Origin of the sequence: Xenorhabdus griffiniae (assembly GCF_037265215.1) — a bacterium.
Taxonomy (GTDB): domain Bacteria; phylum Pseudomonadota; class Gammaproteobacteria; order Enterobacterales; family Enterobacteriaceae; genus Xenorhabdus; species Xenorhabdus griffiniae.
Genome location: NZ_CP147737.1, coordinates 3,270,579 through 3,290,619 on the forward strand (window position 1 = coordinate 3,270,579; position 20,041 = coordinate 3,290,619).

General features: G+C 36.9%; 19 protein-coding genes and 2 pseudogenes. 14 read left to right on the plus strand and 7 right to left on the minus strand.

What is annotated here, in order from left to right; translation table 11 throughout:
- Positions 1-166: 166 nt before the first annotated feature.
- Together aqpZ and WDV75_RS14380 are read left to right on the plus strand one after the other, a co-directional pair.
- Positions 167-874, plus strand: coding sequence for an aquaporin Z (gene aqpZ / locus WDV75_RS14375; protein ID WP_273571748.1), 708 nt, complete (start codon positions 167-169; stop codon positions 872-874).
- A 232-nt stretch (positions 875-1,106) separates the two neighbouring features.
- Positions 1,107-1,547, plus strand: a complete 441-nt coding sequence (locus WDV75_RS14380) for a GNAT family N-acetyltransferase (protein WP_273571749.1) — start codon at positions 1,107-1,109, stop codon at positions 1,545-1,547.
- A gap of 432 nt (positions 1,548-1,979) precedes the next feature.
- Here WDV75_RS14380 and WDV75_RS22170 read toward each other — a convergent pair whose 3' ends face one another.
- Positions 1,980-2,489: a TIGR02594 family protein gene (locus tag WDV75_RS22170; RefSeq protein ID WP_273571750.1), complete on the minus strand. Its 510-nt coding sequence runs from the start codon at positions 2,487-2,489 to the stop codon at positions 1,980-1,982.
- Positions 2,490-2,542: 53 nt separating this feature from the next.
- A complete protein-coding gene (locus tag WDV75_RS14390) occupies positions 2,543-2,857 on the minus strand; it encodes a transposase (protein ID WP_273571751.1) in 315 nt (104 codons plus the stop codon).
- A 266-nt stretch (positions 2,858-3,123) separates the two neighbouring features.
- Here WDV75_RS14390 and WDV75_RS14395 point away from each other — a divergent pair, with 266 nt between their 5' ends.
- The gene (locus WDV75_RS14395) at positions 3,124-4,956 is read left to right on the plus strand and encodes a colicin-like bacteriocin tRNase domain-containing protein (protein ID WP_273571752.1); all 1,833 of its coding nucleotides are present in this window, start codon (positions 3,124-3,126) and stop codon (positions 4,954-4,956) included.
- A gap of 10 nt (positions 4,957-4,966) precedes the next feature.
- Positions 4,967-5,221: a bacteriocin immunity protein gene (locus WDV75_RS14400; RefSeq protein ID WP_273571753.1), complete on the plus strand. Its 255-nt coding sequence runs from the start codon at positions 4,967-4,969 to the stop codon at positions 5,219-5,221.
- Here WDV75_RS14400 and WDV75_RS14405 read toward each other — a convergent pair.
- Positions 5,211-5,483 carry a hypothetical protein gene (locus tag WDV75_RS14405; RefSeq protein WP_273571754.1) on the minus strand — a complete coding sequence of 91 codons (273 nt, stop codon included), beginning with the start codon at positions 5,481-5,483 and terminating at the stop codon, positions 5,211-5,213. The two genes, WDV75_RS14400 and WDV75_RS14405, sit on opposite strands and share 11 nt — an antisense overlap.
- Positions 5,484-5,890: 407 nt before the next feature.
- Here WDV75_RS14405 and pvcA point away from each other — a divergent pair, with 407 nt between their 5' ends.
- Genes pvcA through WDV75_RS14420 form a run of 3 tightly spaced genes read left to right on the plus strand, consistent with a single transcriptional unit; the run spans position 5,891 to position 9,102 of the window.
- Complete coding sequence (gene pvcA / locus WDV75_RS14410; protein ID WP_273571755.1) at positions 5,891-6,889, plus strand: L-tyrosine isonitrile synthase; 999 nt, start codon at positions 5,891-5,893, stop codon at positions 6,887-6,889.
- Positions 6,890-6,932: 43 nt separating this feature from the next.
- Complete coding sequence (gene pvcB / locus WDV75_RS14415; RefSeq protein ID WP_189760088.1) at positions 6,933-7,805, plus strand: tyrosine isonitrile desaturase/decarboxylase; 873 nt, start codon at positions 6,933-6,935, stop codon at positions 7,803-7,805.
- Positions 7,806-7,824: 19 nt separating this feature from the next.
- A complete protein-coding gene (locus WDV75_RS14420) occupies positions 7,825-9,102 on the plus strand; it encodes a rhabduscin glycosyltransferase (protein WP_273571756.1) in 1,278 nt (425 codons plus the stop codon).
- Positions 9,103-9,171: 69 nt separating this feature from the next.
- Here WDV75_RS14420 and WDV75_RS14425 read toward each other — a convergent pair whose 3' ends face one another.
- Both WDV75_RS14425 and WDV75_RS14430 read right to left on the minus strand, forming a co-directional pair.
- Complete coding sequence (locus tag WDV75_RS14425) at positions 9,172-9,753, minus strand: YceI family protein (RefSeq protein ID WP_273571757.1); 582 nt, start codon at positions 9,751-9,753, stop codon at positions 9,172-9,174.
- A gap of 21 nt (positions 9,754-9,774) precedes the next feature.
- Entirely contained in the window at positions 9,775-10,329 is a 555-nt protein-coding gene (locus WDV75_RS14430; RefSeq protein ID WP_273571758.1) for a cytochrome b, read from the minus strand.
- A gap of 757 nt (positions 10,330-11,086) precedes the next feature.
- Between WDV75_RS14430 and WDV75_RS14435 the strand changes: the two genes are divergently transcribed.
- Positions 11,087-11,623: an Ail/Lom family outer membrane beta-barrel protein gene (locus WDV75_RS14435; protein ID WP_273571759.1), complete on the plus strand. Its 537-nt coding sequence runs from the start codon at positions 11,087-11,089 to the stop codon at positions 11,621-11,623.
- A gap of 143 nt (positions 11,624-11,766) precedes the next feature.
- Here the strand turns inward: WDV75_RS14435 and WDV75_RS14440 are convergent.
- A pseudogene (locus WDV75_RS14440) lies at positions 11,767-12,114 on the minus strand (AMP-binding enzyme); the annotation flags it as partial.
- A gap of 679 nt (positions 12,115-12,793) precedes the next feature.
- Positions 12,794-13,762: pseudogene (locus tag WDV75_RS14445) on the minus strand (IS30 family transposase).
- Positions 13,763-13,840: 78 nt separating this feature from the next.
- Here WDV75_RS14445 and WDV75_RS14450 point away from each other — a divergent pair.
- The 6 genes from WDV75_RS14450 (at position 13,841) to WDV75_RS14475 (ending at position 20,035) form a co-directional block, all read left to right on the plus strand.
- Positions 13,841-15,082 (plus strand): cytochrome P450, encoded by a 1,242-nt coding sequence (locus WDV75_RS14450; protein ID WP_338861206.1) that lies wholly within the window; start codon positions 13,841-13,843, stop codon positions 15,080-15,082.
- A gap of 66 nt (positions 15,083-15,148) precedes the next feature.
- Positions 15,149-15,787: a DUF6875 domain-containing protein gene (locus tag WDV75_RS14455; RefSeq protein WP_273560149.1), complete on the plus strand. Its 639-nt coding sequence runs from the start codon at positions 15,149-15,151 to the stop codon at positions 15,785-15,787.
- A gap of 46 nt (positions 15,788-15,833) precedes the next feature.
- Positions 15,834-17,042, plus strand: a complete 1,209-nt coding sequence (locus WDV75_RS14460) for an MFS transporter (protein ID WP_273560147.1) — start codon at positions 15,834-15,836, stop codon at positions 17,040-17,042.
- Positions 17,043-17,119: 77 nt separating this feature from the next.
- Positions 17,120-17,893 carry a condensation domain-containing protein gene (locus WDV75_RS14465; RefSeq protein ID WP_273560145.1) on the plus strand — a complete coding sequence of 258 codons (774 nt, stop codon included), beginning with the start codon at positions 17,120-17,122 and terminating at the stop codon, positions 17,891-17,893.
- Positions 17,890-18,297: a hypothetical protein gene (locus WDV75_RS14470; RefSeq protein ID WP_273560143.1), complete on the plus strand. Its 408-nt coding sequence runs from the start codon at positions 17,890-17,892 to the stop codon at positions 18,295-18,297. The genes WDV75_RS14465 and WDV75_RS14470 overlap by 4 nt, the downstream gene beginning before the upstream one ends.
- A gap of 1 nt (position 18,298) precedes the next feature.
- Positions 18,299-20,035: a non-ribosomal peptide synthetase gene (locus WDV75_RS14475; RefSeq protein WP_273560142.1), complete on the plus strand. Its 1,737-nt coding sequence runs from the start codon at positions 18,299-18,301 to the stop codon at positions 20,033-20,035.
- The last annotated feature ends 6 nt before the right edge of the window (positions 20,036-20,041 follow it).

Genomic DNA, 20,041 nt, shown 5'->3' on the forward strand with positions numbered 1-20,041 from the left:
TGATTAAGTTAACAATCAAGCAATTTGTAATATACGCATTAATCTTACAACACTATATGAGACATGATTTTTCTGTCTGCAATCCCTTGCCCATAATTAAAAACACTAACTAAACTATTTTTTGGATTCTTTTGCATTTATGCAAATATTATTGAGGAATCGTCGAATGTTTAAAAAGTTATCGGCAGAGTTTTTAGGTACTTTTTGGTTGGTGTTTGGTGGATGTGGTAGTGCGGTTTTAGCTGCGGCATTCCCACAGCTGGGGATTGGTTTTGTGGGCGTATCCTTGGCTTTTGGTTTAACTGTGGTAACGATGGCCTATGCGGTAGGACATATTTCAGGAGGACATTTTAATCCAGCAGTAACATTGGGGTTGTTCGCGGGCGGGCGCATTTCTGCCAAAGAGGTTATTCCTTATATTATTGCCCAAGTGATTGGAGGAATTGCGGCAGCTGCGGTACTATACCTTATCGCCAGCGGTAAAAGTGGTTTTGATGCAACGGCAAGTGGTTTTGCATCTAATGGTTATGGTGAACATTCTCCTGGGGGTTTTTCATTACGAGCTGCAATTATTATTGAATTAGTATTAACCGGATTTTTCTTAATTGTCATTCTCGGAGCAACAGATAAAAATGCACCAGCAGGATTTGCACCATTGGCTATCGGTTTAGCATTGACACTTATTCACTTAATCAGTATTCCTGTAACCAATACATCGGTTAACCCGGCAAGAAGTACAGCGGTTGCTATTTTCCAGGGAACCTGGGCCCTGGAGCAGCTTTGGGTATTTTGGTTGATTCCATTAATTGGTGGTGCTATCGGTGGGATGATATACCGGATACTCTTACAGAAAGATGACTCATCCGTTAATTAATATTTCCCCTATTTTGATAAGCCATGTTATAGCATGGCTTTTTTTATGATAGATTTATATCAATCTAACGTTAAATAGGTTTTCATAATACTGAGAGTATCAGATGTTAGCATTCCTTACCATTTTGAAACGCTATTTAAGATGCGTGTGATTTCTCATATAATGTTGTAAATTGCAACTTGAAGTTTAATGCGTATATTTAAATTTTAATGTTTTCTTAAAAGGCGGGATGATGGAGAAAAATATAACATGGGAACACGGTGAATATTGGGTTACAACGGATAAGAGTAAGATTAATATTCATTTCGTACATAGTGAGTTAACGCAATTATTTTGGGCGCGTGGTGTTGAATTTGATAAAGTCAAAACTGCAATAGAAAATAGTTTATGCTTTGCATTATTTCATCGTGATAAAGCAATTGGATTTGCAAGATTAGTAACTGACTTTTCAATGTTTTCTTATCTTTCCGATGTATTTATTATCGATGACTATCAGAAGAAAGGATTAGGTCGTTGGTTGGTAGAATGTGTGTTACAGCATCCGATTATTCCCTATGTAAAACACGTGATGTTGGTGACATCTAATGCAGGTTGGCTTTATAAGAAACTGGGATTTTCACCTGTCGTAGAGCAGGATTTTGTATGGACATTAGACAAACCAGAAAACACCTGAAGTTCCTTAATAAATGCTAAAAAAAGCAGGTGGTTATTATTAATGTTAGGATAATGCCGCCTGCACTGTTTATATCCATTCATTAGAAATAAAAATTCACACTGAAAATAAATATTATTATCTATACCAATCCAACTTCAAGATGCGTGTGATCTCTCCCCGCTTCGCGGGGAGAGATCAGGTTTCATATCGTGTTGTAAATTGCAACTTGAAGTTTAATGCGTATAAAACCAGATTTAGGATGATCCAGCATCATAATCAATATCATGCTTCACTATATGATTGACAACCGGTCATCAAGGAAAACAATTTACTGTTTAGTGGTTCATTCATCGGCCAGCGATAACCCGATACTCTTTGAACGGGGAAATGCACGGATATTAACTTCATCAGACTGATTGCCTCCTAAAACCATCAAATCTCCATTCTCAGCTAAACCAACAACAAAACCAGCGCCCCACCTACTCGTGTAAAAACGGCTACACAGCCATAATAAGGCCCTTTTAACTGCATTCCCCATTCAAGATAAGACCTAGCTGGTTCAAATCTGCTTGAACGGATACCAACACGCTCAAACATGGCACCAACATATGCAGCACACCATGGCGTTTTATCATCACGTATTCCTCCACGCTTGATATCTTTCCACCACTGCAAAATACTAGGATGATGTTGTTCACCTTTGATCTCATGTACGCCAAGATTCTTATACCCTTCTTCGATCCATGTAGGTTCGTATTCTTTGCTGACATTTTCTACAATCAGACGCAGGGCCAGCCAACGTCCAACCGGTTTCCCTTCATTTGTCAGCAGATGGCTCAATGTGCGACTGCCTATCGTTCCCTGACTTTGGTTATACCGTTCACGAATCCGGATGCGCAACAGCATACGTTCCGTGTCGACAGGCCGTTGTCGCCAGTCATAATAGGCACGGCGTGACACCTGAAGTATCTGATATCATTCCGTGACCGCCCATCGGATGCTCAGCCGTGTGATCAACGCATAGCGCCACGGCGCATCTCGCTCATCAGCACGGCCACCCGCTTTAGGATTTCTTTTTCCATTTCCAGGCGTTTCGCCTGTTTCTCTAAGGCCTGTATCTGGCGTTGTTCAGGCATCAGTGCCTTGCCCACAGGTGTAATTCCCTGCATTTCGGCCTGGTATTGGCGAACCCATTTTCCCAGGGTGCTGGCATCAATTCCCAGTGAACGGGCGACCTTAACAACCTGCTGCTGATGGAGAACAACCTGTTGAACTGCTTCCAACTTAAATTCAGCGGAATAGTGGCGTTTGGTGGGTTCCAATTTCATCGTTAACCTCATTGTCATGTTAATAATATTAGCAGACTTGAAGTGTCCGAGATCTTTATACCACTACACCCGATCCCATCTCTGTCCTTACAGGGATGTGTAATACATTCTTTGTTCTATAAATCATGCAGTTATATAATATAAAAATGCCTTTTTTATATTGTTAATATCATCAACAAGAACGGTAACTATTAATTTATTTATCTATTTAGTGGCCGTTTATAACACACAAAATTTAGTGATATTAATTAATAAAAAGGGAAAATATGCACGATTCAATAACGGTAACCGGAACAGGTCCATCACGGGATGCTGGCTGGGGAAACGAGAATGGCTTTGGCGATTATAATGGTGGGGGTAGCTCTGGTTCTGGGGGTTCCAGTCGTTTGGCGGGTTACGCTGTGGCAGCGCTCAGTATGGCCAGACCTGGTATGCCGGCGCTGGTCTTTCCAGTCAACGGAGTGTTAAGCGCAACACTCAATCTCAATATTGGCACCCTTAATACAGGTTTTATGAACTTGGGAAGTTACATAGACAATGCCAATCCCTTTGCTACGCGCCTGGCAGGTTCAGCTCTGGGAATGGCCAAATTTGGCTCACGTTTTGCTGGACCTGTAGTAGGGGTTTCATCACTGTTGTTAGACTTGGAATCCAAAAGACAGGATGCCGCTGCAAAAATTGAAAGAGAAGCTATTGAAAATGCCAGAAGAGAAGCACAGCGTCATGGCATAACGGATGTTTATCAAGTGACAGCACTGCCGGTAGCTACATTGTTTGCGGGTGCCCTTGCGATGGATAAAATTAATGCAAAAATTCGTGGACAAAGCACAGTTATTACAGATGTGGTTGCTCAACCTGTTGTTGATACAAAAACTCAACTACGTCAAATAGCTATTACTAGAAATCCGACTAGCGTTCCCGTTGTAAAAGCAAAAGAAACACGTAATGACGTTTATTCTATCCAGGTTGTTTCTGGAATGAAACCCATGCAAATTCACATTGATACCTTTAGGGGCTGGTCGTCCGAAAACAAAGTTAATACAGCAGCGACTGTCGGAATATTTTCACCAATTTCTGTTGATCACCATCATGCCATTCTCGACTTTGATGGCGAACACGATCCCATTTATATTTCCGTGTCCAAAGTTCCTACTGTTTCAGAAGAAAAAGTACAACTGGAAGCAGCGAAAAAAAGAGAACAGGAATGGTTATTGGCTCATCCCCTATTAGCAGCTGAATTAGAATTCAGTGAAGCGGTACAGGAATTTGAAAGCATAGACAAGCCTTATCAGGAAAAACAAAAACAACTTAATCAGCTTTTGAGTTCACCTGAAGGTCTTACATTAAGTGATCCGGTGAAATATCCGTTAGTATATCAGCAAACTCAAGAACAATTAAAATTTACTAAAACAGAGATAAAAGTCAATGATCAGAATTTGATTAATACTTTATTACAAAAAGGAGTAAATGACTATCGTATAGAAGCCTTAAAGCCGGAATTTGAAAAAAAACCAATTGGGCCTGAAATTATTGTTAAATCAGCATTTTATGAAAGGCTAGGTAGGAGTTTACATCGCGTCCATAAAGAAATAGAACAAACAAAAAAAGAACTCGCTCCCCTAATGGAAAACCGCAATAAAGCGGAAAGCAAGAAAAAAGAAAAAGAACAAAAAGTCGCGAAAGAGAAAAAGAAAAAAAGCGCGCGGGATAAACCCGGTATAGCAACAGGAAATGGAAAAGAAGTTGGTAGTGATTGGCTAGAAGGTGTCTCTAAAAGATTAGGAATACCAATTCCTAAAAGTGTAGCAGATAAATTAAGAGGAAAAAAATTCAGTTCATTTGATAAATTGAGGGAAGCTATATGGAGCGAAATTGGAAAAACCCCTAAATTGGCTGGGCAAATAAAAAGAAAAGCCAATAAAAATGCGATTGCGAAAGGAAGAGCGCCATTTGCCCGTAAAAACGGCCAGGTCGGGGGCAGAAAAAAACTGGAATTACACCATGTTGACGAAATTCAGCATGGAGGAGATGTTTATAATTTTGATAATATACGAGTTGTCACCCCTAAAAACCATATTCACATTCATTCAAAAAAATAGAGGTTAACTTATGAGTAAAACTAAACTTGAAGATTATACTGAAGCCGAATTTTTGGCCTTCGTAACAAAAATTTTTAACAGTGAACATGAGACGGAACAGCAGGATGTGGATGCCGTTTCCGAATTTGAACACCTAACCCAACATCCAGCCGGGAGTGATTTGATTTTTTACCCAGAAGATGGCGATGATGATTCGCCAGAAGGAGTTCTGGCGCGCGTTAAAAAATGGCGGGCAGAAAATCAATTGCCATTATTTAAGAAATAAAGAGAAGGTGGGACCACGGTCCCACCTCCTTATTTATGGCTTTAGCCAGTTTAAGATGCGTTAGCTTCTTAAACATAAAACCACCCGCTATGCGGGTGGTTATGATTTCCTGCAAAATTATCAGTTGTGTCATTACATTTTCGGCAAGCGACTGATTGATTTCCCCAGCAATAATAACAGATCGTGATTTAATGAGTTGATTTTGAGTATATGAAGTTGCTGTTGTTTCTTTTTCTGAGTTATTTATAAATTCGCAATGCATTATTTTTCTCTCCTATGATAAATAATATTGGATATATAAATAATATAGCTTTTAAAAATAATGTTTTCTAAAAAATTTGAACTTTATTTCAGTTTTGTAACATCATCAAAAAAATTGAATTATTTTTTTAAAAAAATTTAATTTATTTGTGGGATTATAATGATGTATATTTATGTCCATGATTTTTTAGAGTTTTATTGTGTGTGTAATAAAATAAGATAAAATAAAAAACTCAGTATATTTATAGTTAGGTTTGGTTGTATATTGTCACTTTTCTGCTGTAAGTTTTATTTCGCTATTTATATATTCAAAAGCAAGTGAGTTAATGTTTTATGCTCAGCAATATCTATATATTGCTAACTGTATTAATTGGCTGTGATGTAAATGTAATAAATTAGGAATGAATTATGGAACGTCTTGACATAGAAGAAGTGTCTAACAAAATTCTACATGAATTATTGCAGTATCGACGTCGTTTCCCAGAGTCTGAACATACACTTCAAGATGAAGAAAAAAAGGTTTCTGAGGTTCAACTGCCACGTATCCGTGCATTTGTGGAGCAAGGGAAACCTATCGAATGTATTTTACCTGCATTTCCAACAAAATCCCCAAATCCTAGAAAAGTATTGGGTAAAATGCCGGATATGGCAGAAAAATTATCACTGATTTTTCTAAATTCCCTTTGTCAGCGTATTCAGCTTTATTATCCACCTGGGGCAAATATTGTTATTTGTTCTGATGGACATGTTTTTAGTGATCTTATTCTTGTCGATGATGACACAATTACCCATTATCAATTAGAAATTGAAAAATTGCTGCATGAACTGGGCGCGACTCATCTTTCGGTTTTTAATCTTGGTAACGTTGAATCACTAACGCAATATACTAATGATTACGATCAACTGCGTGAATTATTGGTCAGTCGTTATGCCTCTTCAATCGAGGAGATCAAGGAAGAGCTCAAAAAAACCGAAGAAGGTGTTCAATTATATCGAGCGATTACCCGTTTTCTTTATGAAGATAGCTTATTGCCAGAATATACAGGTTCAAAAAATGCGTTGCAAAAAGATGCACGCCAGCGCTCGGCTGGGGTTATCCAACGTAGTTGGGCGTGGGGTAATTTGCTGGCAGAGCAATTCCCTCTAGCGATCCGTCTTTCTATTCACCCGCAACCCGTGGACAGTGTCAAAATTGGTATTCATATGATGCCGACTCGGGATGATTGGTTGACGCCGTGGCACGGCGTGGCGGCCAACATTAACGGCCAGTTTGTGCTGATGAAAAGTGATGAAGTGAAAAAGATGAATGGAAAGCTGATCGAAATTCGGGGGGTTCCAAGCCATTATGTGATTGAAACACCATCTGAAGAAAATCCGCAAACAGAATTTCAAGCGGCGACAGCATAAGCAGAATAACCACGTGGTATACCGTATTTTAGAGAGAAAAATCATGAATACCTATGAACTTGATTGTCATATTGAGGCGATGAAACCTTTTGGCGTATTTATTACTCCCAATTATCCTGATCAGGATATTACCACTCTGTCCGTTGATGCTTTGCGTGAATTAGCTCGTACTCATCTGCTGGTTATATTACGTGGTTTTCAATCCGGTTTTACGGATAAAGAGAAATTGGCGGAATATTCTGGCCGTTGGGGGGAAATCATGATGTGGCCATTTGGTGCTGTATTGGATGTTATGGAGCACCCAGAACCGTCTGACCATGTTATGGACAGTGGTAATTTGCCGTTGCATTGGGATGGAATGTATAGAGAAACAATTCCTGAATTTCAGCTATTTCACTGTGTTTCTGCCCCCGAAGCGGCTCAAGGAGGACGCACCACGTTTGTCAACACTGAACAATTGATTATTGACGCCAGTGATGATGAGCGTAATAGATGGAAAAATACCACCATTACTTACCGTACAAGCCGAGTCACCCATTATGGCGGTGAAGTGACTTCACCATTGATTTGTCCTCACCCCGACGGCAAAAAATGGGTGATGCGTTACAATGAGCCAATGGGTAAAGAAGATGTGAAGTATGCTGATCATCACGCTTTGAAGATAGATGGCATGTCACAGGAAGAGCAACAAGCCCTTGCAGAAACACTGTATAACCGATTGTATGATCCGCGTTATTTCTACGCTCATCAATGGCAGTCTGGTGACATTGCGATTTGCGATAACTTCACTTTATTACATGGACGTGAAGCTTTTATTTCCCGTTCTCCTCGCCATATTCAGCGGGTGCATATCCACGGCGTGCCTGTGTGTACAAATCATAGCTTCCGCACTATTACTGTTTCCAGTGCTGATTGAGTAGAAGGAGACTCGATTAATGTCTCGTATTGTTTTAGCTGCTATTGCAACGCCTGGTCATGTTTTTCCAATATTTACTATTGCGGAACATTTAATAGGGCAGGGACATGATGTCACCATATTCAGTGGTTCCTTGTTTCAACAGCAAACGGAAGCGTTAGGGGCTATTTTTGTTCCTTTCGATGAGCAAGTGGATATTGATTACCGTTGTTTGGAAAAATATTTTCCTGAACGGGCAGAACTTCCGCCGGGAAATGCTCAGATGGCGCTGGCGTTAAAGCAATTCTTTGCCGCACCAATTCCTGTGTTGTCGAAACAATTGCTACAAGTTATCGACGAGGGACACCCTGATCTGCTGATTATCGATAATACTTTTTATGCCGCGCTGCCGTTATTGCAAAAACCGGCTGAAAAACGTATCCCTGTCATTGCTATTGGTGTCACGCCACTGGCGTGGTCAACAAAAGATGCCATATTTTGGGGGGCGCGGATACCGCCTGAATTATTGCCTGCTGATTTGACCCGCGAGCAATTGGTCGATGAGGAAACGCACCAATTAATTGAGCAGGTCAGGGCGGCATTTAATCAGTCACTTGCGGCGGTGGATTGTCTTCCACTGACAGGGGATCATAATGATGTTTTGATGAGCGGAGTTGATCGTTTCTTGCAACTGGCAACGCCATCATTTGAATTTTCTCGTAATGATTTACCTGAGACAGTGGAGTTTATCGGGGCGCTGCCGGTAAAGGTGGAAGATGATAAAACGCAAATCAGTTGGCCGGATGAAAGCCTGCCATTGATTCTGGTGACGCAGGGAACACTGGCTAATATTGATTTTAACCAATTGATATTACCTACATTGCGTGGGTTGGCAACATTGCCGGTTCGGGTATTGGCGATTACAGGTGGTCGTTCTATCGATGTTCTGGGAGAAGATCTGCCAGAAAATGCCAGAGTGGTCGAGTATCTCAATTTTGAACACTGGCTCCCCAGAGCTGCCATTTTTATTACTAATGGTGGTTATGGTTCTCTGAATTCAGCCATTCGTCATGGCGTACCTTTGGTGGTCGCGGGAACAGGAGATGGTAAATTAGAAGCTGTCGCTCGTGTTATCTGGTCACGTTGTGGTATCAGCTTGCATACTGATACCCCCACTGAGCAGCAGTTATATCTGGCAGTGACAAGGATATTATCTTCCCCGATATGGCGCCAGCAGTCACAGATCATTAAGGCAGAATATGATGCCCACAATGCTTTGGCATCAATAACACGTCATGTTAATGAACTGATTGTCTAATAGATTGGTGCCTGTTTAAAACAGGAGAAATGGAACGCGGTACGTTTTTCTTACCGCGTTCTTTTGTGATTAGGCTTTTTCTCGCACGCCTTCAACGGAAATGATCAGTTCGACTTCCTGAGATTTTGGCCCCAGATCTTCTTTAATATTAAAATCTTTTAATTTGAGTTTACCTGTCGCCTCAAAACCAGCACGGTATCCACCCCACGGATCGTTTCCTGCATTGAGCAATTTTGCGTCCAGTGTGACAGGTTTGGTCACACCATTTAATGTGAGATCTCCGGTAATAAAGTAATGTTCACCTTCTTTCTTAACATTCGTTGATGTGAATTTAGCTTCAGGATATTTGTGACTGTTCAAAAAGTTAGGTCCACGTAAATGCTTATCTCGTTCGGCATGTTTGGTATCGACACTATCGGTTTTGATAACCACATTGACTTTATCATTTGCTGGGTTTTGCGGATCAAAAGTAAAGCTACCATCGAAATCTTTAAAACCCCCATAAAGCCAGCTAAATCCTAAATGCTGAATACGAAATTCAATAAAGGCATGTTGGCCTATTTTATCGAACTTATAATCAGCAGCGAGTGCGTTTCCTGCACTCATGAGCCATCCGCCTACGGTCAGGGCTACTAGCGTCTTTTTCAGCATAATAATTCTCCAAAAGTCATTTTAATTTGGTTTGTAACCAAATATTCTTTTTAGGGTGGTATCACGATCAATAAAGTGATGTTTCAGTGCCGCAATCCCATGTAATAGGGAGAGTACGACAACAGTCCAGGCAAGATAAAGATGTATAACGCCCGCCGTATCAGCCTGTATGCCTTGGCCTGTTAGGGTTGCAGGGATTTCAAACCAGCCAAAAATACTGATAGATTGCCCATCGGCTGTAGAAATGAGATATCCACTAAATAGAATACCAAATAAGGCGATATAGAGAGTGAGTTGCATTAGTTGTGAACTGATGCGTATAAAAAGGCTGTAGCTTGCCAAAGGTTTTGGTGGCGGCGAAATAAATCGCCATACTACCCGAATAATCATGACAATAAATAATAAACTACCTATACTTTTATGCAGTTCAGGAGCACGATGATACCAGTTATCGTAATAACTTAATGTGACCATCCATAATCCAAGTGCAAACATTCCATAAACAGTGAGCGCTACTAGCCAATGAATTAAAATAGAAATATGGCCAAAGCTGGTGGAAGTGTTTTTGAATGACATATTATATCCTTATTTTTAATATAAAGATGCTTTTACAATATAGACGAGAGTTTTTAAAGTGCATAGTGAATTAATTTCTTTATTTTGTGTGTTATTTTGCTTTTTTATGGGGTGTTATTCTAATAATATGGCATTTTATAATAGATTAAATAATTTACTATTTTAAATAGATTCTCATAATACTGAGAGTATCAGATGTTGGGTTCCTTACCCCGCGCGGGGTAAGGAAGGCTCCTATCATTTTGAAACGCTATTTAACAGGAAAATATTAAATTTCATTTAATGACACTGTTTCATTATTACACACCAATCTTATTTCAAGATGCGTGTGATTTCTCCCCGCGAAACGGGGAAAAACAATAATGCATCTTGAAGTGAAATTGGTATAAAAGTGTTAATCTATTTGTCTGGATAAAAAAAGCTCCGTGTAGGAACGGAGCTGGAATGGGTAAAAGTAGCTGGGAAAATGTAGTACAAGGGTATAGTAACTCTGCGACAGTAAATGCAGATTAAACAAAACACAAAGTTGTATAAAAAATATCTAATGTCAGGAATATTATTGATTTTTCTCGGATTATTCCACCTTTGACATTTATCTCCGTCAGTATAATCAGCATTTTTAACCATTATATACCAATCTCACTTCAAGATGCGTGTGATCTCTCCCCGCGAAGTGGGGAGAGATCAGGTTTCATATCGTGTTGTAAATTACAACTTGAAGTTTAGTGCGTATATAGATAGACAGTGGATAGTTAGAATGAAAAATTTAATTGTGGGATCGACTCTGGCGCTAGGTTTACTATTTGGACCATTTGCGCAGGCAGAATATCAAGCCATCTCTGTAGGTTATGCACATATCAAACTACAACAAGAAAAAGCATTAAAAGGTGCAACGTTAAATTATCGTTATGAGCTTAATAATGAGTGGGGGATATTGTCTTCATTTACCCTGGCTAAAGGCGATAGAGAGGAAAATGAAGAGGCTTATAAGGCAAAATTTAATTATTACTCATCTATGATTGGCCCTACTTATCGTATCAATGAATATATCAGCATGTATGGACAAGCTGGTATTGCTTCCCTTAAAGGCAAATTTACAGAAGAAGATGATGATAGTGCTACTGAACAAAGTAACTTATCAAAAAGCGCATTAGCATGGGGAACGGGTTTTATCATTAATCCTGTTGAGAATTTTGCCGTCACAATTGGGTATGAGGGAAGTCACTTTAATTTCAATACCGAAGGCAAAGTCTCAACCAATGGCTTTAATATCGGCTTTGGTTATCGTTTCTAATTTCTTCGTTCAGGTGCGTTGTTTCTGATGGCGAATACTTGGTATGACTGATGCCACATAACTGTGCTGTTTATCAACAGAGTCATACCAAATATCAATGGTTATCATGGGCTGACCTTCATCCATTGTTTAATGACAGTTGCTTAATGGGAAATCGCATCCCGAATGGCTTCCAATGAAGCGGGATTCTCAATCAGGGCAATATCGCTTGGTTCACGTCCTTCACAAATAGCCTGCATGGTGCGGCGCAACATTTTTCCTGAACGGGTTTTCGGTAATTGCGTCACAAAATAGACGCGTGCCGGACGTCCAACGCTACCGATTTTCTTATCCACCAACGCCATTAATGCCTTCTCCAAGGTGGCAAAATGGTCAGCACTCTGGATTTCTCGTCCTTCTTTGAGGACAGCAAACGCCACGGCAGTTTGTCCTTTCACTTCATCCTTGATACCAATGACGGCAACTTCTGCGACATCTTCGTGGCTGGCGATGCCGTATCCAACTCCAGTTAGCGCACCTGATTAATCAGTGCTGTTCGATTTTTCATGCCCCATGTCGGCATGATACATGATCTATTTGTGTTTATACACCGTATTAACATACAATGAATTTTAAAAAATAGTAAATAATTTGTGTGGTATGTGTTATGGGATATGCATCATGTTTTCATGAATTATATGTGGATTTTCAGAAAGCAAACTTACATTATTATTAAATTATTTAATGGAAAATTATGTCTCTATTATAAATAGATTAAATAACGTTTCATAATTCTGATACACAACATTGTTTTAATCACTTGTTATACATAGAGTTGTACGTTGTATAAGTATGTGGCACTATTTTGAAATGTTATCTAATTAATGTGGATAATAACGAAGGGTAAATATTAATTTCAGCTTGAAATGTCGAGTAAAGTTGTGCGGTAGCTTTACCATAAAAATAGATATAATTTACCCTGTTGATTATCAATCAAAATTCTTAATATGCTAATTTATATCCTTCATTCCGTATTCTAATTATAAATTAATGTAAAAATACATACAGGTACTTAAAGATAAAAATATTATAGATATAGCTGCGGAAAGTCGGCTATATTAAATTCAATTTATTATTAATAAACCATGGTGATATATGGATTCTTGCATTCACATAATAAGTGCAACACCGTTATAAACGAAGTAAACGAGTGGATATTCCTTTGAATAACTCATCCGGTGTTTTGTAATCCCGTGTCTTCCGTGGGCGTTTATTTAAGCGATTTGCGACGAGGTTTATCTCCCGCTCTGATACCTGATTAAAATCGGTCCCTTTTGGAAAGTAGTCTCTGATTAATCCATTGGTGTTCTCATTGATTCCTCTTTCCCAGGGTGAATAAGGATGGGCAAAATAAATCTTGGCCTCTAAATTTTTACTGATGAGTTCGTGTTCGGCAAACTCCAATCCATTATCAAAGGTGATGGTTTTAACCTTTTGTTTTATATTTGATAAATTCCTTGTTGTCGCTTTTGCAACACCTTCCGCTGTTTTATCTTCGAGTTTAATGATGACAGTAAATAACGATTTACGTTCAACTAAGGTTAATAATGCACTTTTATGATCTTTTCCAACGATAGTATCCCCTTCCCAATCACCAATACGCTGCTTTTTATCAACAAGTTTTGGGCGATGCTCAATACTGATTCTATTTTTGATTTTTCCTCTGCGCTCATCACTTCCATAGCGTTTACGATATGGTTTTTTAGCAATCCTAAGGTGCTGCCATAAATCACCACCATTGATTTTATCCTTATAAATCAATCTATACACGATTTCATGATGCAAGGATATTATCTTCTCCCTTTGAAGATAACCGACGGTTTGTTCAGGGCTTAAATCTTGCCAAATTAACTGCTTAATCCACTTTGTTATCTCCGGTGTCACTTTGACGGCTTTTACCGCAGTACGGCGGCGCTCTGAAGCTTTAAGCTGAGCTTGTTTAGGGCAGTATTTCTGGGCTTCCCGGTTTCTTTTCAATTCGCGGCTAATCGTTGATGGGGCTCAATTAAGCGACGTTGCAATAAAACGTTGTGTAAAACCGGCTTCTTTTAAACTGAAAATCTGATATCTTTCTATTTCGGTCAGTTGCATATAGGCCATAGTGCATTTTCCTTTGGCGAGAAAGATGCCTACTATAGCAACTGACCGCCTTTCTTAGAAATTGCACTTATTAGGCGAATCCAAGATTCTTTATTTCTAAAATATAAATTCCTTTATTATTTTCTAAGTAAAAAGTTATATTATTTTTTTAAGTGTCAATCTAAAAAACATGTCCAGCAACAAAAAATAAGGTTTGGTAAAACTAAAATATACTTTGCTCATAATCCTGAAATCATAAGGAGTGTATTTAAATATGGAAAAAGGCTCCACCGTGAACCTCTGCAAAAGATAATAGGAAAAGGACTATTCTCTGAGGAAACAAGTCCCAAAAGTAGAGAACGCAGAAAAAAAATTCAAAACACGATTAATCGAGATGTTATTAACTATATTGATTTGTGCATTCATCATAATTTTAAAACTTTCAAGTTCAATCGATTGAAAGATCATGAAATTATGTGTCACTTTAGAAGATTAAGTATTGAAACCAATGTTGATATTATTCTTTCTCCTGAAAATAATAATGACAAGAAGAAATTAAGTGATGCTGTAGGTATTATATTAGATTATATAGAATATGATTTATTTACTTCAGTTAAAATATTAAAAAGCAAGAAAAAACAATTTTTTTTGGCTAAAAAACAAATATTTAATTATGTTTCAGATAATCTGAATAAATCACATCTGAAATCTGATAATAGTTTTTTGGGGTGTCTCACTCTCCTATATAATCAGGGGGAATTAACTGAAGAACAGATAAATGATGAGATTCTCTCCTTTTTAGGAAGCGGCGTGGAGACAACTGGTACTATGTTATTTTGGGTTATGAAATGCTTTATGGATTATTCTGCTGAGGCAGAAAAAATAAAAAAAGAAATTACACAAGAAAATGTAAATCACAAGAGTGTATTAAAGAATCGATATTTCAATGATTTTGTATTAGAAACATTGCGATATTATCCAGCAGCCTGGGCAATGATCCGTTATATTGATAATGATTGTATTCCCTCTATTGAACCGGAATCATTTGTTTGGGTATCTCCCTGCATGACTCATTTTGATGAACGTTATTGGGAAAAATCTGAATTGTTTTATCCAGAGCGTTTTAATCACCCTTATGATAAGAATACTTATTTCCCATTTGCTCAAGGTACTCATAAATGTTTTGGTGAATATCTTGCAATGAGTCAAATGAAAGCATTTCTTTATCTTTGTGCTACACGTTTGGATACTAAAAGATGTAAAATCAAAATTGGAAAGTTATCTTCAAAACTTGCATTAGCTCCCAAAAAAATAAGAGGAGAATTGATTGAGTATCCATAATCATAGAATTAAAGATAATATTCATAATCTTCCTGGTAAAATAAGGTTATTTGTTTGGAGAATAATATGTTAATAGAGGAAACTTATTCTTGTTCTAAACAAGATAGTTATAGCGATGAAATGGAAATAATAAAAAAATGGATGCTGAATGTTATTGGTGAACCATGTGAAGAAATTAAAAGACATGGCGCGATATGCCCATTTGTGAAGAGGGCACATAATTCAGGCTCTATATATATGGTAGAATATGATGCCAAAGACGTTGAATACGATAAATATATTGACCATATTTATCGATTTTCTAATTTCTATAATAAAAAAGAGAAGCTTCTTCCTAATGATAAGAAAGATCTTTTCAGTATTGTTATAATAATAAAAAATCTTTCAGAAGATAAATATAATAAATTTATTGATGCTGTACATTATACGAGTCGTCTCCATTTTATGAAAAAAGCGCTTATGATTGGCGAATTCCATCCTCATTCCCAAAAACCCTCTGTGAGAAATAACGATTTTTGTCCTCTTGTAAGTCCAATACCTTGCTTTGTGATTAGAAAACTAACAACACATGATATTCTATTTATCAACCAAGAAGGTGATCAGATAGAAAAACGCAAAGCAGAACTTAGACTCTATGTTGAAAAAAATGGGATTACAGGAGAAAAAGCACATAATTTTCTTGAAAAGAGGATAAAGATATATTAATAATGATAAATTATTCCTTATAAACCTATACATAATGAAAAAAATTATGAGGCACATACCTTTTCAAATTAGTGGATTGTTAGTATTAAATGGTGTATCTATTTTAGGAAACGCTATTACTGAAATAGCTATTCCATGGCTTATCCTTGAAATATCTGGAAGCCCGTTTTTGGTTGCAGTAGTTATGTCAGCTAAAATATTACCAGTGATATTATCCATGTTTTTTAGTGCACCAATTGTAGATAAATATGGAGCATTTCAAATTTCAATATTTTCTGATATTGTTAATTTCATTAGTGTATTATTGATTCCTATATTTTACACTATTGAAATAATGAATTTTTACTTATTAGCTATTCTTCTTATACTTGCAACAATTCTGGATGTTCCTGGTAGATTAGCTAAAGATATCATGTTGGCTAAGGAAATAAAAAAGAATAAAAATGAAAGTGAGCTTGTAAATGGTATAAATAGCACAATTGAAAATATTTGTGATCTTGCAGGGCCAATATTTGGTGCATTTATGATATCAGTATTGGGTACGATAAATGTATTATATTTTGATGCAGCAAGTTTTTTAGTTGTTGCTTTGGGAGTACTCGTGTTGAAAAAGCATTTTATTTCTGAAGTTAATCAAATATACAAAATGCCATCGCAGCCATATCATTATTTATTGGAATCTGTTAAATATATTAAATCGGAAAGAGAAATATTTTCTGTTCTCATCATTAGTTCAATAGTTAATTTTGTTATAACACCATTTCTTATAATTTATTTACCCTATATTAATAAACAAGAGTTTAATTCTGTATTGAGTCTTGGTGTCTCTATGATGTGTTTTGGCTTTGGCACTAGCCTTTCTTCGTTATTTTATGGAATATTTGGAAAATATTTCTCAAAACATCAAATTATTATTGTAGGTTACACCTTACTTATTCTGTGTTTCTTGTCTTTAAATCTAATCTACTCACAATATGTCTTTTTCGTACAACTCTTTGTAGTAGGCTGTTGTATTGGTTTCGCTGGTCCCGTTGAGATCACTATGATCCAGCAGCAAGTACCAGAAAATCTATTTGGTCGTATAATGACGATTTTTTCTTCCACTCGTTTTTTTTCCGTACCTATTGGATATGTCTGTTTCGGGACAATATTGGAGTCAAATATTGCCAGACAAACGCCTTTAATCATGGCGGGAACAATACTATGTGGCTTATTAGTATATCTTTTTCTGTTAAGAATACACTATAAAAATTAAATGAAAGTCTAAAATAATTTTTATTAAACAATAACCAAATCAGAACTTAAATGTTATTTTGTTGAGGTCATATTACCATGCAGTTATCTAGTTTGCAGCGTAGAATGTGGTGGCTAAATGAAACAAATATAAAAGCAACAGGGTTTAATATTCCTATCCTTCTTAAATCCAATACTATCCCTAATCAGGACTGGTTGAATTACATTATTTACCATGCTATACAGCTTGGATTAGGAAACTATAAACTGAGTAGTCTGGTTGACTTAAAATGGGAGTGGGTTTCCCATTTATCTTTACATATTGATATAATTGTCTGTAAGGAAACGGAACAATCATCAGTTTGTCAGAGCTTATCTAGGCACCATTTTGATCTTAGCCAGGAAGCACCTGTTAGAATCTACCTGATCTTAACAGAACAAAAAGCATATCTATTATTTGTTTTTTGCCATATCGTATTTGATGGTTCTGCTGCCGCACTATTTCTTACTAGCTTGGATAGAACTTGTCGGAGATCTATAAAGTATCTCTTACATGAACCTAATCAACAGCAATACGATGATATATTTCTGGCAAAGAATAATTCAGTCACATATTGGGCAACAAAATTACAACAATTTCGTGAAGGTCTTCTTATTGAAGAATTCCCCCAACAAGAAGAAGTTATGATATTTGAATTTCCTGCAGAACTATTTTCTCTATCACGGCAGTATTGTAAACAGATAAGAGTAAATTTATCCGACCTGATGTTATCAATCTGGGTTCAGTGGCTTATGCAATATTTTAATAAATCAGTAGTGACAATTGGTACAGCCAGTGAAAACAGAACTACCATTGAAAAAAAAGCACCTTGAATTTATATGCTTCGATATTTCCACTTGTTATCACAGATCCTTCACCTAAAGAAATTCATAAAAAATATAAATCAGTAAAAAAATTTCCTTATGTACCTTATGAAGAGCTGGCTAAATTAGATAATTTCACAACTCCAAGTAGCTGGTTCGACTTTTTTTTCGGATTTCACCATTGGCCTAAAATACATTTTGATATTCAAGGAATAGGCTGGGAGATGTGTACATTCACTCAGGGTATTTCGCGCTATCCATTATCAATGGATATATTTTTATTAGGCGAAAAAACTTATATAAAAATTGAGAAGGATATTGAACTTGATAGGTTAAATTCCAAAGATATCTATGATCAGTATCTTCTACTTTTGCAGAATACTCTTCAAATGCCATTAATATCAGGAAATTAATATGTTAAATAAACTCATTAATAATCTAAGCGAAAATCAAAATAAAATAGCAATTATAGATGATTACAATCATTTTAGTTATAAAGAATTAAACAGTTTAGTAAAAAATATCGGCCAGTTATTACAATCAATAGATGAACTAAATTCCAGATCTGCTTTTATTACGGTATTTCTTCCTGGTGGCTACCACTTCGTTGCTTCAGTATTAGCTGTAATATTTTCTGGTCATAAATATATTCCCCTTGATCCGAACATGGGGGCACAGAGATTACAACATATCTATAAACAGACGAACTGCTTAGTAATCACTATGGCATGTTATCAGCATTTGGTACCTGATGATTTACAATTCCTTATTCTGGATGAGTCATACCCTCACACAGCTTGGCTACCCCAACATCGGCAGGAGAATGAGTGTCTCTATACCATTTTTACCTCTGGTACAACCGGTACTCCTAAGGGAGCACAAGTACATCTCGGTGGTTTTACGAATGTCGTTAATTGGTATATAGAAGAATTAACTATTACTGGAAATGACGTGATCTTGATTCCTTCTTCAGTTAGTTTTGATTTGACACAGAAAAATATTTTTGCTGCATTAGTAACAGGTGCTTGCCTTGTCTTTCCATCGCTTTCGCCTTTTGATCCTATTTCTATATGTCAAAAAATTACGCAATTTCAAGTGACAAAATTCAATTGTACACCTTCTACACTAAGCCTACTTTCAGACACTGGACAGTTAGATTTTTTTAATAGCCTGAATACAATCGTACTTGGTGGAGAACAAGTATCAAAATCAGTGATTCAATTGTGGTTATCAAAAAATCCAAAGATAAAGTTTATGAATTCCTATGGCCCAACGGAATGTTCAGATGTTGTTTGCTTTTGTTGGATTACGGAGACCATGTTATTTTCAAAACATCCAATTCCAATTGGTCACGCTATTCCAAATACGGCTTTAACGTTGTTGGAAACTTGCTTAGATGAAGATAATTTAGAGATTGGAGAAATAGTGGTCACTGGAAAGTCGGTTGGGCTAGGTTATATTAATGCCACTTTAAACACTTCGTTTAAATTAAAGACTAACCCTCGATCTTACCGAACAGGGGATTTAGGTTATTTCCATCAGGCGTTTCTCTATTATAAGGGGCGTACTGATCGACAAATTAAATATAATGGGAGCCTTGTTAATCTCACTGAGATAGAACATTGCTTGCTTACCCACCCAGCCATTATCAATGCTTATGTATCACTATACAGAGATAATAATATTCTTGTCGCATGGTATCAATTAAAAAGATATGAAACCATAACGGTGGATCAGATACAGTTTTACCTGAAAAACCAACTTCCAAAATATATGCAACCCAGTATGGTTATCCCCAAAAATATCTTTCCATTAAATTATAATAATAAGGTTGATGGAAACCAACTCATAAAAGAGTTAGATGCCACCAATGCAGAGATAAAGGTTTTTTGTAATGATTCAGTTTCTGATTTTCTCTATGATTCAATTAAGAAGATAACAGGAAAATCTATTTTTTCGTCCTCACAACCTATTGCAATGTTAGGTATGAATTCATTGCAGATGATACAATTCCTTAATCGAATTAATAGGAAATACGATTTAAAAATGATGCCAAGAGAGTTTGTTTCTTTAAATACGCTAGAGGATGTCGTTAACTTGATCAATAAATTACAGCGCGAAGGCGATAATTCAGATTATATTATTATATAATTACAT

What these genes read in the sequence shown, in the direction of transcription:
- aqpZ (WP_273571748.1), top strand. Translation starts at nt 167, where the DNA reads ATGTTTAAAAAGTTATCGGCAGAGTTTTTAGGTACTTTTTGGTTGGTG.
- WDV75_RS14380 (WP_273571749.1), top strand. Translation starts at nt 1,107, where the DNA reads ATGGAGAAAAATATAACATGGGAACACGGTGAATATTGGGTTACAACG.
- WDV75_RS14390 (WP_273571751.1), bottom strand. Translation starts at nt 2,857, where the DNA reads ATGAAATTGGAACCCACCAAACGCCACTATTCCGCTGAATTTAAGTTG.
- WDV75_RS14395 (WP_273571752.1), top strand. Translation starts at nt 3,124, where the DNA reads ATGCACGATTCAATAACGGTAACCGGAACAGGTCCATCACGGGATGCT.
- WDV75_RS14400 (WP_273571753.1), top strand. Translation starts at nt 4,967, where the DNA reads ATGAGTAAAACTAAACTTGAAGATTATACTGAAGCCGAATTTTTGGCC.
- WDV75_RS14405 (WP_273571754.1), bottom strand. Translation starts at nt 5,483, where the DNA reads ATGCATTGCGAATTTATAAATAACTCAGAAAAAGAAACAACAGCAACT.
- pvcA (WP_273571755.1), top strand. Translation starts at nt 5,891, where the DNA reads ATGGAACGTCTTGACATAGAAGAAGTGTCTAACAAAATTCTACATGAA.
- pvcB (WP_189760088.1), top strand. Translation starts at nt 6,933, where the DNA reads ATGAATACCTATGAACTTGATTGTCATATTGAGGCGATGAAACCTTTT.
- WDV75_RS14420 (WP_273571756.1), top strand. Translation starts at nt 7,825, where the DNA reads ATGTCTCGTATTGTTTTAGCTGCTATTGCAACGCCTGGTCATGTTTTT.
- WDV75_RS14425 (WP_273571757.1), bottom strand. Translation starts at nt 9,753, where the DNA reads ATGCTGAAAAAGACGCTAGTAGCCCTGACCGTAGGCGGATGGCTCATG.
- WDV75_RS14430 (WP_273571758.1), bottom strand. Translation starts at nt 10,329, where the DNA reads ATGTCATTCAAAAACACTTCCACCAGCTTTGGCCATATTTCTATTTTA.
- WDV75_RS14435 (WP_273571759.1), top strand. Translation starts at nt 11,087, where the DNA reads ATGAAAAATTTAATTGTGGGATCGACTCTGGCGCTAGGTTTACTATTT.
- WDV75_RS14455 (WP_273560149.1), top strand. Translation starts at nt 15,149, where the DNA reads ATGTTAATAGAGGAAACTTATTCTTGTTCTAAACAAGATAGTTATAGC.
- WDV75_RS14460 (WP_273560147.1), top strand. Translation starts at nt 15,834, where the DNA reads ATGAGGCACATACCTTTTCAAATTAGTGGATTGTTAGTATTAAATGGT.
- WDV75_RS14465 (WP_273560145.1), top strand. Translation starts at nt 17,120, where the DNA reads ATGCAGTTATCTAGTTTGCAGCGTAGAATGTGGTGGCTAAATGAAACA.
- WDV75_RS14475 (WP_273560142.1), top strand. Translation starts at nt 18,299, where the DNA reads ATGTTAAATAAACTCATTAATAATCTAAGCGAAAATCAAAATAAAATA.